The organism is Wolbachia endosymbiont (group A) of Ophion costatus, assembly GCF_963969245.1.
In the GTDB taxonomy this organism is placed as follows: Bacteria; Pseudomonadota; Alphaproteobacteria; order Rickettsiales; family Anaplasmataceae; genus Wolbachia; species Wolbachia pipientis.
In genome coordinates, this window is record NZ_OZ017714.1 from 204081 (window position 1) to 220933 (window position 16853).

The 16853-nt window shown below is 35.5% G+C and carries 14 protein-coding genes and 1 tRNA gene; 7 read left to right on the forward strand and 8 right to left on the reverse strand.

Annotation, left to right across the window (positions count from 1 at the left end; genetic code table 11):
• Window positions 1-16: 16 nt before the first annotated feature.
• Together AACH21_RS01070 and AACH21_RS01075 are read right to left on the reverse strand one after the other, a co-directional pair.
• Window positions 17-958, reverse strand: coding sequence for an FKBP-type peptidyl-prolyl cis-trans isomerase (locus AACH21_RS01070; RefSeq protein ID WP_006279838.1), 942 nt, complete (start codon window positions 956-958; stop codon window positions 17-19).
• Window positions 951-1742, reverse strand: coding sequence for a polyprenyl synthetase family protein (locus tag AACH21_RS01075; RefSeq protein WP_077188418.1), 792 nt, complete (start codon window positions 1740-1742; stop codon window positions 951-953). The genes AACH21_RS01070 and AACH21_RS01075 overlap by 8 nt, the downstream gene beginning before the upstream one ends.
• A gap of 145 nt (window positions 1743-1887) precedes the next feature.
• Here AACH21_RS01075 and acpP point away from each other — a divergent pair, with 145 nt between their 5' ends.
• Window positions 1888-2148: an acyl carrier protein gene (gene acpP / locus AACH21_RS01080; RefSeq protein ID WP_006279836.1), complete on the forward strand. Its 261-nt coding sequence runs from the start codon at window positions 1888-1890 to the stop codon at window positions 2146-2148.
• A gap of 13 nt (window positions 2149-2161) precedes the next feature.
• The gene (fabF, locus tag AACH21_RS01085; protein WP_338482607.1) at window positions 2162-3433 is read left to right on the forward strand and encodes a beta-ketoacyl-ACP synthase II; all 1272 of its coding nucleotides are present in this window, start codon (window positions 2162-2164) and stop codon (window positions 3431-3433) included.
• Between the two features lie 169 nt (window positions 3434-3602).
• Here the strand turns inward: fabF and AACH21_RS01090 are convergent, their stop codons facing one another.
• Window positions 3603-3827: a hypothetical protein gene (locus tag AACH21_RS01090; protein ID WP_010082031.1), complete on the reverse strand. Its 225-nt coding sequence runs from the start codon at window positions 3825-3827 to the stop codon at window positions 3603-3605.
• A 238-nt stretch (window positions 3828-4065) separates the two neighbouring features.
• Here AACH21_RS01090 and AACH21_RS01095 point away from each other — a divergent pair, with 238 nt between their 5' ends.
• From AACH21_RS01095 to thyX, 3 genes are all read left to right on the forward strand, one after another.
• On the forward strand, window positions 4066-4509 hold the full coding sequence (locus AACH21_RS01095) for a CPBP family intramembrane glutamic endopeptidase (RefSeq protein ID WP_231115834.1): 444 nt from the start codon (window positions 4066-4068) through the stop codon (window positions 4507-4509).
• A 155-nt stretch (window positions 4510-4664) separates the two neighbouring features.
• Window positions 4665-5942, forward strand: a complete 1278-nt coding sequence (murA, locus tag AACH21_RS01100; protein ID WP_006279833.1) for a UDP-N-acetylglucosamine 1-carboxyvinyltransferase — start codon at window positions 4665-4667, stop codon at window positions 5940-5942.
• Window positions 5943-5951: 9 nt separating this feature from the next.
• A complete protein-coding gene (gene thyX / locus AACH21_RS01105) occupies window positions 5952-6806 on the forward strand; it encodes an FAD-dependent thymidylate synthase (RefSeq protein ID WP_015589436.1) in 855 nt (284 codons plus the stop codon).
• A 72-nt stretch (window positions 6807-6878) separates the two neighbouring features.
• Here thyX and AACH21_RS01110 read toward each other — a convergent pair whose 3' ends face one another.
• Window positions 6879-8663 carry a hypothetical protein gene (locus AACH21_RS01110; RefSeq protein ID WP_077188420.1) on the reverse strand — a complete coding sequence of 595 codons (1785 nt, stop codon included), beginning with the start codon at window positions 8661-8663 and terminating at the stop codon, window positions 6879-6881.
• Window positions 8664-8807: 144 nt separating this feature from the next.
• Between AACH21_RS01110 and priA the strand changes: the two genes are divergently transcribed.
• Window positions 8808-11150 (forward strand): primosomal protein N', encoded by a 2343-nt coding sequence (gene priA, locus AACH21_RS01115; protein ID WP_265040694.1) that lies wholly within the window; start codon window positions 8808-8810, stop codon window positions 11148-11150.
• Window positions 11151-11159: 9 nt separating this feature from the next.
• Here priA and petA read toward each other — a convergent pair whose 3' ends face one another.
• The 3 genes from petA to AACH21_RS01130 form a co-directional block, all read right to left on the reverse strand.
• A complete protein-coding gene (gene petA, locus AACH21_RS01120; protein WP_010963095.1) occupies window positions 11160-11759 on the reverse strand; it encodes a ubiquinol-cytochrome c reductase iron-sulfur subunit in 600 nt (199 codons plus the stop codon).
• A gap of 92 nt (window positions 11760-11851) precedes the next feature.
• Window positions 11852-14554: a DNA topoisomerase (ATP-hydrolyzing) subunit A gene (gene gyrA, locus AACH21_RS01125; RefSeq protein WP_338482608.1), complete on the reverse strand. Its 2703-nt coding sequence runs from the start codon at window positions 14552-14554 to the stop codon at window positions 11852-11854.
• A gap of 52 nt (window positions 14555-14606) precedes the next feature.
• A tRNA-Val gene (locus AACH21_RS01130) sits at window positions 14607-14679 on the reverse strand.
• A gap of 962 nt (window positions 14680-15641) precedes the next feature.
• Between AACH21_RS01130 and AACH21_RS01135 the strand changes: the two genes are divergently transcribed.
• Window positions 15642-15851: a hypothetical protein gene (locus AACH21_RS01135; RefSeq protein WP_338482610.1), complete on the forward strand. Its 210-nt coding sequence runs from the start codon at window positions 15642-15644 to the stop codon at window positions 15849-15851.
• A gap of 4 nt (window positions 15852-15855) precedes the next feature.
• Here the strand turns inward: AACH21_RS01135 and AACH21_RS01140 are convergent, their stop codons facing one another.
• Entirely contained in the window at window positions 15856-16731 is an 876-nt protein-coding gene (locus AACH21_RS01140) for a tetratricopeptide repeat protein (protein ID WP_265029909.1), read from the reverse strand.
• Window positions 16732-16853 lie beyond the last annotated feature (122 nt).

The following is a 16853-nucleotide window of genomic DNA, read 5'->3' on the forward strand; positions in this document are numbered from 1 at the left end:
CAGTAGACCTAAAATTTCAGCTATATTCTTTAGGCTGTTTTTCAACAGTAGAATGGTGTGCTGCGACCTCTTGCTTAACATCTAAGCTTAAGTCAATTATTGAGATATTTTCTTCATCATAATCTATGTCTTTTATTAACATATCGTCAGTAATAGTCAAAAGGTCAGGCGGAGAAAGAATAGTTCTTTTATTACCAGCTCTCATTCCCACAACTCCAAGCTCTATAGCAAGTGGTATTTTTTTATCGCCAACCCTAAATTGCACTGTTTGATCTTTGGCTATATATTCTCCATTATGCTCCTTTACGCTATATTTAACCGATATCTCATCACCGCACCTTACTTGTTTTCCAGTCTTGTTAATTAAGTCATTAAAAACCATCAGATTATTTACTGAGTCGGGATATTTATCCTTTACTTCGATCAGTTTGACGTAATAAGAATTAAAATTCATTTTGTTATCATTGGCAATAGTAACTACACGCTCTCCGCCTTCTTTCATACCTATTACCCCTAAACTCACTTCTTTTAGGTTATCTTGACCTATTTTCAAAGTAACATCAGAAACTTTGCTAGGGAGTGTTGCTAAGTTATTATTAGAAATTTTATATATTTGCAGTAGGACTTCCAGGCCGCAGAAAGCCTTGCTGCCACTGCCTTCAGTAATTTCATAAAAATTTATCGAATCTTCTTCTTTTTGCTGCGTCATTTCTTCTAAATATTCTGTTAGCCCATGCTTTTCAATATAGCGGTCAAGTGCTGATTCAAGTATTGGCTTCACTAGGTAATGTGCTATCGTCTGTATCAAACCACCATGCGTGGCACTTATCTCATAAAGCTTGTCCTTTTTTTCCGGTTTACCTTTGTTTATATAGACAATAGTAAACACAAAAGCAGAAGTTAAAGTGAGAATCATTACTATGGAAATAAGCATTTGTAATATAATTTTTCTAACCATCTTTCTTTACTTGATTCAATAAATCATATAAATAATTAGTATCCCCTGAAAGCGCACTCAAATTATCCAAGCCTTGTTTAAAGAGGCCGTCTATATAGTTCTCTACTTCACTTTTACCAAGCACAGACATAAGATTATTTGTTTTATCTTGTTCGTAGTCTTCAATATCATCCTTAGCTTGAAAGATAAGCCCTAGATTTATTCCATAGTTATATAACGCTTTACGTTGCTTGTCTATAGCATTTCCTATTATAGCGCCTATTTCACATGAAGCTGCAAATAGTTTTGCGGTTTTCATCAAATGAATTTCTTTTATTTTGTTAAAATCTGCACCAATATCTAAAGCCTGTCCTCCCACCATTCCCCTAATTCCTATTGCCTGAGAAAGAACTTTTATGATCTCACAGCGTTTCTCATTTAACGAAGATAATACCTCAAAAGCCAGAGTAAGTAGTGCATCTCCGGCAAGCACTGCTGTTGCTTCATCAAATTTTTTATGGCAGCTTAGCTGGCTTCTGCGAGTATCACTGTTGTCCATGCACGGTAAATCATCGTGAATTAGAGAGTAAGCATGAACAAATTCAATTGCTGCAGCAACTGATATTACTTTTTTAGCTTCCGCGTTAAACACTCGCGATGAAGCTACGACTAAAAAGGAGCGTATATGTTTTGCAGGAGCAAGGAGTATATAACGCATAGCTGATATAAGCTTATTCTCGCTATTTTCGGGTAAGAGTTTATTTACTTCTACAATAAGCAAATTTTTTGTTGTTTCGTCTAGCATTTTTGAATTGTTAATTGTTTAGCACGTAACGCTAGCCAGCTAGGGCAGTAGAAAACTTTACTGTAGTTTACCAGTTATAAAAGATATTGCAAACATAAAAATTTTTTATAACATCAAAGAATAGGTTATTTTTTTGGTAAGAAATGTGAATAGCGAACTAGCAAAGAGCACTAGAGAAGACATAGAAGAAAAAGTAAAAAAGATTATACTAGAGCACATTAGTAAGGATGTAGAGAAATTCAACAGCTCTTCAAAGCTTTCGGAGCATGGTACAGACAGTTTAGATGCAGTTGAAATCATCATGGCGGCAGAAGAAGAGTTCGGAATAGAAATTCCAGATGAAGACGCACAAAAAATGGAAACTATGGAGCAAATAGTTGAGTACATTAATAATAAAAAAGGCTAATAGTTAGTGTTAAATGAGCAGAAGAGTAGTAGTCACTGGTGTTGGTTTAATCACTCCACTAGCGGCAGATGTTGACAACACTTGGTCAAGGCTAATAAAAAGTGAGTCTGGCATAAAAGCAATCAATACGGATAGATTTGACTCTTCTGATCTTGCTTGCAAAATTGCAGGGCAGGTGCCGTTGCAATCAGACAACATTGAGCACCATTTCAATCCACTAGATTATATTTCTGAGAAAGACTCAAAAAGGACAGATCGTTTTATTCATTACGGTATTGCAGCAGCTATTCAGGCAGTAGATGATTCATTAATTTTGGAAAGCCAAAATATCAATCGGGAACGTGTTGGTGTAACTATTGGCTCTGGTATAGGTGGTCTTCCGTCAATTCAGGAAAATGTAATTACCATGCAGGAAAAAGGGCCCAGACGTGTCAGTCCATTTTTTGTCCCTGCAAGTCTAATAAATTTGATATCTGGCCATATTTCTATTAAATACGAATTTACAGGTCCAAACGATTCAGCAGTAACCGCATGTGCAACAGGTGCGCATGCAATCATAAACTCAGCAAGAACTATAAAACTTGGTGAAGCGGATGTTATGATTGCAGGTGGAGCAGAAAGTGCACTGTGTAGAGTTGGAATTGCAGGTTTTGCATCTATGAAGGCGTTATCAACTAAATTCAATGATAAACCCAAAGAAGCTTCAAGACCATGGGATGCAGAACGCGATGGTTTTGTTATGGGTGAAGGAGCAGGTATATTGGTGTTGGAAGAATACGAACATGCAAAAAAAAGGGGGGCAAAAATACATGCTGAACTGGTTGGGTACGGACTCACAGGAGATGCGCACCACATTACAGCACCACATCCAGAAGGAAGAGGCGCATTTAAGGCAATGCAGCTTGCTTTAAAGAGCGCACAAATTAATCCCAATCAAGTAGGGTATATCAATGCACATGGAACTTCAACGCCACTTGGAGATAAAATTGAAGTAATAGCAATGAAACAGTTATTCGGTGACTACGTTTATAAAATACCTGTTTCTTCAACTAAATCTTCTATAGGACATTTACTTGGTGCTGCAGGGAGCATTGAAGCAATATTCAGTATTCTTGCGTTAAATAATGGAATTATTCCGCCAACCTTAAATTTACACAAGCCTTCAGAAGGATGTGATTTAAATTTTGTACCGTTTAAAGCTCAGGAGCATAAAATTCAATATGCACTTTCTAATTCGTTTGGTTTTGGTGGCACTAATGCATCGCTCATATTTGGACAAGTTTAGTTGATGTCACCCCAGTGTCTTCCTCTTGTCATTCCAGTACCCTCCTCTTGTCATGCAAGCAGCTCTCCTACTGTCATCCCAGCACGTGACACTGGGATGACAAACGGTTGTGAAAGGGAATACATATAAAAATTAAACTATCAATAGCAATTCAAAAAGAAAAAATATTCTATTCATCCCTGAAGAAGTATTTTATTGACAATTTATGAATAAAGATCAATAATGCAGAAAAGGAATTGATAGGCGTATGCATGAATTTAACCACTATTAATTGTACATTATTTGTTGTAATTACATATTTTTTGACGTGCATTATAGCTTGGTGCTTACCTTTCAAAGACATAACATTATTAACAACATTTGTTCCGGCTTCAGTTGCAATTTTGCTAACCATTTATAATAAACAGAAGGTAAGGGATCTTTTTAAACTTAGTTCGCCAAAAAACTGTCTATTAGGGTTTATACTTATTCTGGTAAGTATGCTAATTTCCAATGGTCTTTTGTCAATTTACTGCGGTTTTTCATTTTTCCGAGAGTCTTTTACGTTAGACCGTGTAAAGGATTTGAGTGCAGTTTTGAGTCCATTAGTGATGTTATTTGTTTTATTATCAACCTTTGTGATGTGGATCATTATGTCTCTTGGTGAAGAGATCGGTTGGCGTGGCTATCTTTTGAAAAATCTTAAAAGCAAAATATCAAATTTTTATATCAGAGCAATTATTGTCGGTATTATTTGGTCAGTATGGCACATACCAACTTATGTGGTTGCTGGCTCAGCTTTGTGGAAGGATGGCTTTACATTCCCGACTATTTGTGCTTATACCCTTTATATTTGTGCAATGTCTATAATGTTTACCTGGTTGTTTGAAAAAGACAACTCGATTTGGCCAGTAACTATTGCTCATGCAACAAATAATCTTGTGTATAGTGTTTTGAGCATTCTAATGCCGTCTCCTCCTCTGTCAACTTTCGATGCAGTAATTCGCCTTACATTAGGAGCAGCTGGTTATTTCATTGTTGCAATTGGTGTTATTTGGTTTGATAAAGCTCGAGAGCGTCATTTGAGTAATTCATAGTATAAAATTTCGGGGGCAATTCGCATCAGGTGTCATGCAGGTAGCATGACACTGGGATGATGAGGAAGAAAAAGCAAATTTTGCCTTTTACGGTCAATCTATTATACTTAGTAAGACTTCAATAAACTAATGAATTATACTTTATATCTAATTAAATGCACAAGATATTAATAAGAAATAACTACAAACCTTTGGTCGGAAAAATCAAGATTAATGGCTCAAAAAATGCTGTTTTACCAATAATGGCAGCAAGTCTATTAAGTAGCTCCCCGGTAATTTTGCATAATGTACCTGATTTAATTGATGTGCATCTAATGTCTAAGTTGCTTGAAAGTCTTGGAGCAGAAGTAAACTTTATGCACAATAAAAATTATAAAGCGAACCATACTTTGAAAATTGACTGCAGCAATATCAACAATCACGTGATGCCATATAAAACCGCAAGTAAGCTAAGAACTTCTTTTCTAATATTGGGTCCAATGCTTAGCAGATTTGGCAAAGCGAGAACAGCATTTCCTGGTGGATGCAACATTGGAAAGCGTCCCGTTGATATGCATATTAAAGCATTAGAAGAAATGGGAGCTAAAATTGAAATTGACGGCTATAATATAATTGCAACAGTGAAAGGAAAGCTACAAGGAAAAGAAATCACATTTGAGAAAATAAGTGTTGGCGCAACAGAAAATGTAATAATGGCAGCAACATTTGCAGAAGGAGTGACAACAATAAACAATGCTGCAACTGAGCCGGAAGTTCTTGATTTAATAGATTTTCTGAAGAAAATGGGTGCTGATATTGAAATTGATAATACAAAGGTCATAATAACAGGAGTTGAAGCACTAAATGGATGTGTTCATAAAATAATACCAGATCGCATAGAAGCAGGCACCTATGCACTAGCTGCTATAATAACCGGTGGTAAGTTGGAGTTGGAAGGAATAAATCTATCTGATATAAGGTGTATTACAAATGAGTTGGAGACTATAGGAGCTATGGTTGAACTGTATGATGGAGGCATTGTTATTTCCAGAAAAAATGGCTCTATTAAGTCTGCTAACGTTGCGACAGATCCATACCCCAATTTTCCCAGTGATATGCAACCACAACTGATGTCTGCAATGTGCATCGCTGATGGGATATCAGTAATTGAAGAGAACATTTTTGAAAACAGATTTACACATGCAGATGAATTGAGAAAGTTAGGTGCTAATATCAGCATCGAGAAAAGCAAAGCTACTATAAGTGGAATAAAAAGCTTATCTGGAGCTAATCTATATGCTACTGACTTAAGATCAACAGCAGCTTTGGTGCTTGCTTCTTTGGTAGCCGGTGGAGAAACTATAATAAACAATTCACATCATTTATGGAGAGGATATGAAGCAATGCATGAAAAACTCAATTCATGTGGAGCTGATATCTCCATTTCGTCTTGAGGATATTTTATGAATGAAGCAACCAAAAGAACTATAGTAAAAGAAATAGATGCAATCTTATATGAAGAACATAAGGTATTAGACCATGGATTTATTCGAGTAGTGGATTATATGGGCTCTGATAGCGCTATAGTTCAAGCTGCTCGTGTTTCTTATGGTAAGGGAACAAAACAGATAAGTCAGGATGAAGCACTTATAAAGTATTTAATGAGACATCATCATACAACTCCATTTGAAATGTGTGAAATTAAGTTTCACGTGAAACTTCCAATTTTTGTTGCAAGGCAATGGATAAGGCATAGAACTGCAAATGTGAATGAATATTCAGCAAGGTATTCAATACTTGATAATGAATTTTATACACCTAAACCAGAACAAGTTGCAAAACAATCTGACAATAATAAACAAGGTAGCGGGGAAGCTTTTGATCCAGATACCTCAAAGGAAATAATAGATTCTCTAACAAATGACTCTAATTTAGTATATTCTCATTATGAAAAATTTATTGAGCAGGGGCTTGCAAGAGAAATTGCCAGAACTAACCTAATGCTTAATTACTACACGCAATTTTATTGGAAAATAGATCTGCATAATCTCCTTCATTTTTTGAAGCTTAGAGCTGATAAGCATGCCCAATATGAAATCAGAGTTTATGCAGAAGTTATGCTGGATATAATAAAAAAATGGGTTCCACTGGCCTACAATGCCTTTGTTGAATATTGCCTAGAATCAGCCTGTATTTCAAGAACTGGTCTAGAAATAATTCGCAAATTAATTAAAGGGGAAAACGTTACTAGAGAAGAAAGTAATATTGGTAAAAGAGAATGGGGCGAGCTGATGTCTATACTTGATAAACAATCTTAAAGATAAAGGCATACGTGTCAATCTCCTCTGTCAGTTAACTCTCGTTCACCAGATTGAATCTTGCTTTTTACATCACATTAACTCATCACTTTTATAGAACATCTCATTAAAATCATTTAGAGTTCCAAAATCCTGACCCTTGATAAACAGGTGATCATTAGCAACATGTGCTTCATCAAGAGTAAACAGCTCGTAATGATGATTGTGAGCGGGCCTAACAATTTCATTATATAAAACCATTACTTGTTCGTAGTTATATCCATCGCCAGCATGATATTTACCACGTACGGTATCATAAAAATTCTTTACATCATCATATGTCACTTGCAGCTCCACCTTATACTTTCCCACTTCAAGAGGACTTCCTGTCTTTATTTTTAAGGGATGTTGTGAATTTGCAACACTGTTAGAAGTTTCTGCTTCAATATCAGAATTTTTATCCATATTTTCTATCACACTTGCCATAACAGTTTCTTGTTCATCTTCTGTTGGTTTTGTTTGTTTTTCAGTCTTATTACTGCTACTGTCAGTTTCCACAGTTACTTTTTTTACTTCTATATCTTTTTGAGCTTTCTCATTACTTTGCTTGTGTATTTCATCTCCATGCAATTTTTTCTGCAGAGCTTTTTTCGTATCAGCATAATCATCACGATTGCTTTGCAAAGCTGGTTTATAACTGCTGCTATCATCCGCTTGCATTTGATCTATATAGTTAGATTCTTCTTCCTGTATAGTATTTTTTGCGTTATCCTCACCAACCGTTCCTTTCTCCCCAGACTTGGCTTCACTCTCTACCACAACTTCTTCGTCTACTTGCTCATCATCAATTGTAAATTCAGTACCTATCTGATTGCTATCTTCCTCCAATTCATTAGATAATTTTTCAGATAGCTGGTCACCACTCAAATATGGTTCCTTTGAATATTTAGCATAATTATGGGGATCGGTTCTGTTTTCTGAATAAAACCCACTTTCAAAGTCTGAGTAGGAGCTTTGATTGAGCACAAAAAATAAGTTTTCATAATTAACCAGCATATCACTATCAGGGCTAACAAAATTTAAATATTCATCGCCTTCCCATTCTGGGTGGTGTCTATACTCTGCTATGTAGTATTTACTAGAGTCGAGAGGTATCTTGTCACCTTCTTCCCCATCAAGTTGTAAAACTACTGCTGAATGCCCATTACCTAAATCATTACCTTTTACCACTTTGAATATTTTAATCTCATCCTTTTCTACAAGTTCTTTTAACTCCTCGTTCTTTTCATTTAACTCTTCCTCCCTTTGTCTTTCTGCTTCTCTTTCTCTTGCCAATCTTTCTGCTTCTTCATCAGCTTTCTTCTGCAGTTGTGAGAATACATTTTGTAATATATCTTGTGTGGTTAAGCTATTTGTGTTGCTTAAAAAATTATCTAACACATTTGATGCAATTGGTGACAATTCACCGTGATCATCAAATACTTTTTCCTTTGCTTTATCATAGTGATTTGGGTTATAGATTGCATACAGAGGATAAAAACCATAATCTGCAATTGACGCTCCGTCAGGTGATAGTTCCATTGAGAATCCATAGTAATTAAGTGGAAGATTGGAGGTTAAATATTTACCGTTATCATCCCTAACGTGTAGCTCACTTCTACCATTGTGCTCACTATATTTGTTGTAGTAGATATAAAAATTCTCATGGTTAAGATTGAAGTGATCATCTAGATTATCGAATTGAATTGTACTGCCAAGCTTCTCCCGCAAAAGATTTTTGCTTTCATCTGTAAGCTTTATATGTGCAGAAAAGTAGTATCGATCTATAGGTTCGCCTTTTTCTATTTCAAAGTTCAAAGTAATCTTGTCGTTGACCATTGGTAGCCTCCACAAATTCTATAAATCATTTTATTTATCAATCATACGGTCTGTACTATGAAAAATGTGTTAAACATTAAGATTTTCTCTGTACCGATTCATCTATATTGCCAAGCTTAATAAAGTTACAAGCTCTTTAAAACAATGTTAAACTCAATCACTATGGCAAAAACAGTTGACGTATTACTACCACTTCCAATTGATCAGTTATTTTCATATGCAATTGAGGAAAGTACTGAGATTTTACTTGGAGATTACGTAGTAGTGCCATTTGGCAAAAAACGCTTAATCGGAATAGTTTGGAAATACAGTGATAAAAGTAACCGAGAATTAAAATTTATTGAGCAAAAAATCGATTTACCAAATATTAGACCAAAATTGATTGCATTTGCAGAGTGGGTTGCGCAATACAACTTAATACCTATTGGTATGCTTGCCAAAGTGATAATGGGAGGAGTGTTAAAAGTAAATCACATAGATAAATTGGTTTGTGTTGAACAAAAGCAGGAAACAAGTGAAATAAGCTGCAAATTGAGTCCTGAACAGCAGGTAGCTAGTGATAAAATAATCAGCAATTTGAACGAATATTCAGTGACTTTGCTTGACGGTGAGACCGGGTCTGGAAAAACCGAAGTTTATCTCTCTGTGATTGCACAATTGATTAAGAATTACACTGCCGTTCCAAATGCTGCTCAGACTTTACCATCCCAGTGCCCAGAGACACAACTGTACGAACATTGTGATTTGGGTCTACCAAGAGGGTGTTATCCGAGTAGCCTGACACTGGGATCCAGTTTTTCATATAACCTCATTACAAATGTTTATTTTAACTTAAAACCAATACCTAATTTACAATCAAAATTCCTGGATTCCAGTGTCAAGCACTGGAATGACACCTTTATACTCAAGGCAAAACCCACTGTAACATTTAGCATACCGTCTTTGCCACGTACTAGTATGACACCAGAATATGTTGAAATGACATCAGGAGAAGGTAATGCGCAAGTGCTAATCCTCTTGCCTGAAATTGTTTTAACTTCACAATTGGTAAACCGTATTCATGGTCAGATATCAAAAAACTTAGTTGAATGGCACTCAGAGCTCACTCCAAAAACTCGCCGGAATAATTGGCTCAGCATAGCGAATGGAAATGCGCAGATAATTATTGGTGCACGGTCAGCGCTTTTTTTGCCTTATAAAAACCTAAAATTGATTATCGTTGATGAAGAGCACGACTCATCTTTTAAACAAGAACAGGGAATTATATATAATGCTCGAGATATGGCGATAATCTTAGCCAAATTTGAAAATATTCCGATTATTTTATCATCAGCTACTCCACTGCTTGAAACGATTCATCATGTTAAAAACGGGAATTACAATCATGTAAAGCTAACTAAACGATTTGGTGGTGCAGAATTGCCACTCATTAAAGTAGTAGATATGAGGAACAACAAGCAATGGATCTCCTCTGAGCTTTTTGAAAGCATCAAACAAACCATAGAGAAAAAACAGCAGGTTATGCTTTTTCTAAACCGCAGAGGGTATGCACAACTGGCAATTTGTAAAAAGTGTGGATATAAAATTTCCTGCTTAAATTGTGCTGTTTGGCTTACATATCACAAGAAAAAAAATGCTCTTTTGTGCCATCATTGCTCTTATCAATTAAAACTTCCAGAGAAATGCTCTAATTGCCAAAGTGAACAGCCATTGTCCCTCTACGGCATAGGAATTGAAAGGTTGCTTGAAGAAATGGTGAAATTAATACCAAACGCAAAAACTGCGATGATAAGCAGCGATCAGAAGTCGGTTAGTAACGTAATTGACTTGATATTGAAAGAAGAGGTGAACATTATAATCGGCACACAAATAATTGCTAAAGGGCACAATTTTCCCAAATTAACTTTGGTTGGAGTAATGAATGCAGATTTGAGTCTCGAAAATTCTGATTTGAGAGCAGCGGAAAAGACGTATCAATTATTGCACCAAGTTGCAGGCAGATCAGGAAGGTTTAATGAAAAAGGAATGGTAATAGTGCAAACCAATAATCCTGAAAGTTCAATAATAAAAGCATTGCTGCATCAAAAAAGAGACTCATTTTATGAAATCGAACTTAAGTCAAGACGCGAAGCCAAAATGCCACCATTTAGCAGATTAATAGCGCTTATAATCTGTGGTAAGAATCAGATTGCAACACAAAAAGCAGCGAATGAAATAGTAAAATCTCTTCTTTGTCATCCAAGTAGCTTAACTACTTGTATCCAGGAAAAAAATGTAGGTGTAGACAAAAAGGAATTTGAAATTCTTGGCCCATCACCAGCAGCGATAAATTTTTTAAATAATAAGTATCGGTATAGGGTATTATTAAAAATACACAATAAACACAGTTTATCTATACAAAAAAAGCTGAAATATTGGATTAAAAATTGTAACTTGAATTCGAGTATTGCAGTGATAATAGATGTTGATCCTGTGAGTTTTTTTTAACGAGTTCCGTTAAGCCTTCTTGCCAATTACCACAACATTCTCACTGGGAAAAAAATAATCAGGTACAGCCATATTTTTCGGTGCAGGACCCCCAATTACTCGACCTGATGTATCATAATATGAACCGTGGCAAGGACAGAACCAACCATTACCATCTCTTGTAGCGTGGTCAACCGGTACACACCCAAGATGTGTACATATTCCAAGCATAATTAACCATTCGTCTTTTCCTTCGTATACTCTCTGCTCATCTAATTGAGGATCCCTCAAGCTCTTCACATTCACAGCTCTTGCAGCCTCAATTTCTTGCTTTGTGCGTCTACGAATGAATACTGGTTTACCTTGCCACTTTACTTTTACTCCGTGTCCTTCCTGAATTCCAGACAAATTCACCTCCACTGTGGAAGTTGCTAGAACTTCAGCAGAAGGATTCATAGATTTAACCAGTGGCCAAAGTCCACTTGCAGCTCCTATACCTGCCATAGCGCATGTAGTTAATGTTATAAAATCTCTCCTACTCTTATTTTTAGTAAGATCTTTAACAGGAGGTGTTTTTTTATCCTCTTTGTCTGCCAGTGGTTTTTTATTTTTAGTTAATTTTTTGTCCATTGATCTTTACTTAGCCATAAGTATATATTTTAATTTAAATACTGCGTATTAATCAACAAAAACTTGCGCTTTTTGTTTAACCTATACTACGGTTAAGAAGCGATAGAGTTTTCAACTTCAAAAATACTATCTTCAGTGGAATCAGGATCTTCAATTTTCGCTACTGACACCACTTTTTCTCTACTTTCTGTTTTAAACAGAGTGACTCCTTGAGTGCTGCGTCCTGCAATTCTAATCTCATTGACCGAAATGCGAATTAACTTTCCTTTATCTGTAATAAGCATTATATTATCACCCTGCTCAACTGGAAAACTAGCAACAACATTACCGTTTCTGCTAGTAGTAAGAATATTGGTGATACCAACACCACCCCTGTTAGTTACTCTATACTCATACGCAGAAGTTCTTTTACCAAAGCCATTTTCAGTAATAGTTAATATAAACTCCTCATTCACTGCAAGTTTTAAGAATAATTCGTTATCTATTCCTAAATCATTCAAAGTCTTTTCCAATTTAGAATCAATGGAGTTATTAATTGCAGTCCCCAGTCTTTTTGCAAGTGGAACTTTTAAGTAAAGTTCTTTTGTTTCTGTTGCTACACCTATCCCATTTAATATGGTCATGGATATCACGCTGTCATTCTTTACAAGTTTGATACCTCTTACGCCATCTGAATTGCGACTCTTAAATTGACGCACATCACTTACAACAAATCTGATACTTTTTCCAAGCGTTGTTGAAAGTAAAACATGGTCAATTTCATTACATACCTTAACCGATACTAATTTGTCTCCTCCATCGAGCTTTATTGCTATTTTTCCATTGCTTGGAATATAGTGAAAGTCCGCTAAAGAGTTACGCCTTATGTTTCCATAGGCAGTAGCAAAAACTATGTTTTGATTTTCGTCATTTTCACTTGGCAATGGCATGATATTAGTTATAGTTTCACTATCGCTAAGCGGAAATATGTTAACAAGCGCTCTTCCACGTGCAGTTGGTTCTGCAAGAGGCAACTTATAAACCTTTAATCTATAGACTCGGCCAATATTAGAAAAGAATAAGAGGCTAGTGTGAGTATTTGTCACAAATAATTCTGTAATTACATCTTCTTCTTTTAATCCCTGTCCTAGCTTTCCTTTTCCACCACGACGCTGAGTTCTGTAGTGAGAAAGTTTCACACGCTTGATATAACCATTCATAGTTACGGTTATCACCATATCCTCTTGTGGAATTAGATCTTCAGCTTCAATGTCCGCGTCTGACTCCTCTATTGAAGTTTTTCGCGGCACAGCAAATCTGTTCTTTATTTCTTGTAGATTGTTTTTTATTTCTTTCATCAACTTCTCTCCTGAGCCAAGAAAAGCGATATATTCTTTTATCAGGTTGATCATTGAACTTAGCTCAGCTTCTAATTTGTCTTTTTCAAGGCCTGTTAAACGCTGCAGTTTCATATCAAGGATAGCCTTAATCTGTAGCTCAGTTAATCTATACACTCCATCTTTCAAAAAGCTTGAGCTATCTGAAATCAACTCGATAATAGTGTTGATTTCATTCGAAGTTTTCCATTCTTTATTTAAAAGTTCTCTACTTGCTTCCGCAGGATCTTTTGCACCGCGGATGATTTTTATCACTTCATCTATGCTGAGGACCGCAATGTAGAGCCCTATATATATATGAGCTTTTTCTCTCGTTTTTCTTAGACGAAATTCTGTTCTCCTGATTAACACTTCTTTTCTAAAGTCAACAAAAGCAGCTATGATTTCTTTTAACGACATCAAAGCAGGCCTGTTGTTATTGAGCACTAAAGTGTTAACACTAAAACTACTTCTTAGTGGAGTTAGCCCCAATACTTGATTAAGTATAAAACTTGCTTCAGCATTTCTTCTGAGGTCAATTACTACTCTAATACCAGACTTATCGGACTCATCCCTAATTTCTGTTATACCATCAATTCTTTTTTCTTTTACAAGCTCACCTATCTTCTCAATTAATTTTACTTTATTTACCTGGTAAGGTATTTCATCAATCACTATTGCTTGCCTATCTTGTGGCAGATCTTCTATATGAGTCTTGCCTTGCACAACAATTGATCCACGACCAGTTGCAAATGCTGATCTTATTCCAGACCTTCCAAGAATTGTTCCCCCAGTTGGAAAATCCGGCCCTGGCATCACTTCAAGTAACTCATCCAAAGTAACTTCAGGATTATCTACATATAACATACAAGCATCTATTATTTCTCCAAGGTTGTGAGAAGGAATATTGGTTGCCATACCAACTGCAACACCACTTGCACCGTTTACCAATAGATTCGGAAACTCTGCAGGCAGCACAACTGGTTCTGTTTCATTTCCATCGTAGTTTGGCCTAAAATTAACTGTATCTTCATCAATATCATTCAGTAAAAAGTGCGACACTTTTTGAAGTCTTGCTTCTGTGTATCGCATTGAAGCTGGTGGATCTCCATCTATCGAACCAAAGTTACCTTGCCCATCAATAAGTGGTAAAAGAAGAGAAAAATCTTGAGCCATCCTGACCAAGGAATCGTAAATAGCTGCATCACCATGTGGGTGATATTTCCCCATTACGTCCCCAACTATACGAGCCGCTTTTTTATATGGCTTACCGGCATCGAATCCAGCTCTTGACATTGCATATAATATGCGCCTGTGAACAGGTTTAAATCCATCCCGCACGTCAGGTATAGCCCGGCTTATGATAACGCTCATTGCGTAGGAGAGATAAGAATCTTCCAGCTCTTTTACTATTGAGATTGGTACTATATTATCCTGCATTTTTTATACTTTAATTGAAGTAATTAATAATACTAACATTCAGTTAAGCAAATGGGCAATGACAGACTTGAACTGCCGACCTCCTCGGTGTAAACGAGATGCTCTACCAGCTGAGCTAATTGCCCCTTTAGATTTAATTCTATAGCTCAATATTATTATTGTAAACAAAAATAGCAATAAATTGTATCCGTTCAGCAGAGTGGCAAAATAGGTAGACAAGGTGATCTAAAAAGATAATCATAGAGTAAATGTGAGGTAAGTCCTTACAATAAATGGTGTCGTCCAAGTAGCCGACACTGGGATCCAGAAAAAAGAATGGTGTCATTCCAGTGCTTGACACTGGAATGGCTTTGTTGCATCGCTACTTATGAAAGGCTAACTATAATTAGGATTATAAGCAACTTATTGAAAATCTTGTTTTTTTTGCAATCAATCTGATCAAATTTAAGAATAGTAACTTGTTATTTATATTAATAAATTTAATTCTATTGAAAATAGCTAAAGCATTGAAATTCTTGAATTTTAGCCGGATTAGTGAGTGGTAGTGAAATTTCTTTTACTCAAATTTAGGTATTCACTGACCGTTCTTGTTATAAATACCAGAATAATAAGCTACTGATATTCTCCACCTTTTTTATCTTTAATCCATCATAGCTAGCGATGCAACAAAGCCCACTGGAATCCAGCTTTTTCATAATCATTAAAACGTTGTATTTTAACATAAAACAGCTATTTTTATGCTCGCCAACTTAATAAAATTCCTGGATCCCAGTGGGCTTTGTTGCATCGCTACTTATGAAAGGCTAACTATAATTAGGATTATAAGCAACTTATTGAAAATCTTGTTTTTTTGCAATCAATCTGATCAAATTTAAGAATAGTAATTTGTTATTTATATTAATAAATTTAATTCTATTGAAAATAGCTAAAGCATTGAAATTCTTGAATTTTAGCCGGATTAGTGAGTGGTAGTGAAATTTCTTTTACTCAAATTTAGGTATTCACTGACCGTTCTTGTTGTAAATACCAGAATAATAAGCTACTGATATTCTCCACCTTTTTTATCTTTAATCCATCATAGCTAGCGATGCAACAAAGCCATCCCAGTGTCAAGCACTGGGATGACACCCTCCTAATAGGCCAAAATCACAATGTTCGTACAGTTATGCATTTGTTGTGTAAATTACCTTTGCAAACAAATGTTCGTACAGCTGTGTTTCACACACTTTGCTTCAATATTTGCACATTAGCCACTCACTTGAACAGATACGATAAATTAGATTTAGGTGAGCTATAAGCTTTTATGAAATCTTTGAGTGCGTGCTGTGAAGTTTTATAAATTTTAGTCTTGCTGTCACTTTGTATAAAGGTATTTTTTCACTCACATCTTTCGAAGTTGTAGCCATGTTCAACAATTTTAAGTAGAATATTGTAGCATTTTGAAAATCTGAAAGTTTATCTAGAATAACAGCTAAATTATAAGTATAAAAAATATTGTTTTCATCGAGGGAAATAGCAGTTATCATATACTCTTTACCTTTTACATAATCCTCCTTTTTCATATAGATCATACCTAAATTTGCTAATAAAGGAGCATAATTTTTATGTATATCATACAATTTTAACATTTCACTCAACGCCAGATCAGGATCATATTGTGAGATTATCGTCAGAAAATTTTTTAATATGTAAGGGTTACTAGGGTGTTCTTTTAACAGTCTTGTGTAAATCTCTACAGCTTTTTTGTATTCTTTATTAGCGTAATAAATATTTCCCAATCCAATTAAAGCATTTTTATGATAAGGAAACTTTGCGATAATCTGATTAAGGAGAGAAATAGCTGCTTCATTATCTCCTGATTCAAAGGAATCTTTTGCTTTTTTTAAAGTAGAGTATATGTCAAAACTCTTGCCAGAATTCTGCGAAATTTTGATATTAAATTTGTCACTTTTTCTCTCAATAACATCAAGATCTTTATATTTTTTATCAGCTTTTATATGCTTGACAACACTATCGAAGGCCTTTTGTATCTCCAAATTTTCACTAGCATAGGTAACAGAAGACCTCCATAAAATCACAACGCAAATTAACATGCAGATAAACATAGGTCCTAGTGTTGTGGCATTGGCTGCAGCGTGTAACCAGTAAACCTTATTTCTTTGAGCTATGCGTAACACATTACAAATTCATAAATGCTAAATTACCTATCTCATACAATAATAAAGATATTATTAATTAGCGGGACGAACATGCTGTGTAGCTTTTCAGAATGCATTTATCTTTTGTCTTCCATATTTCG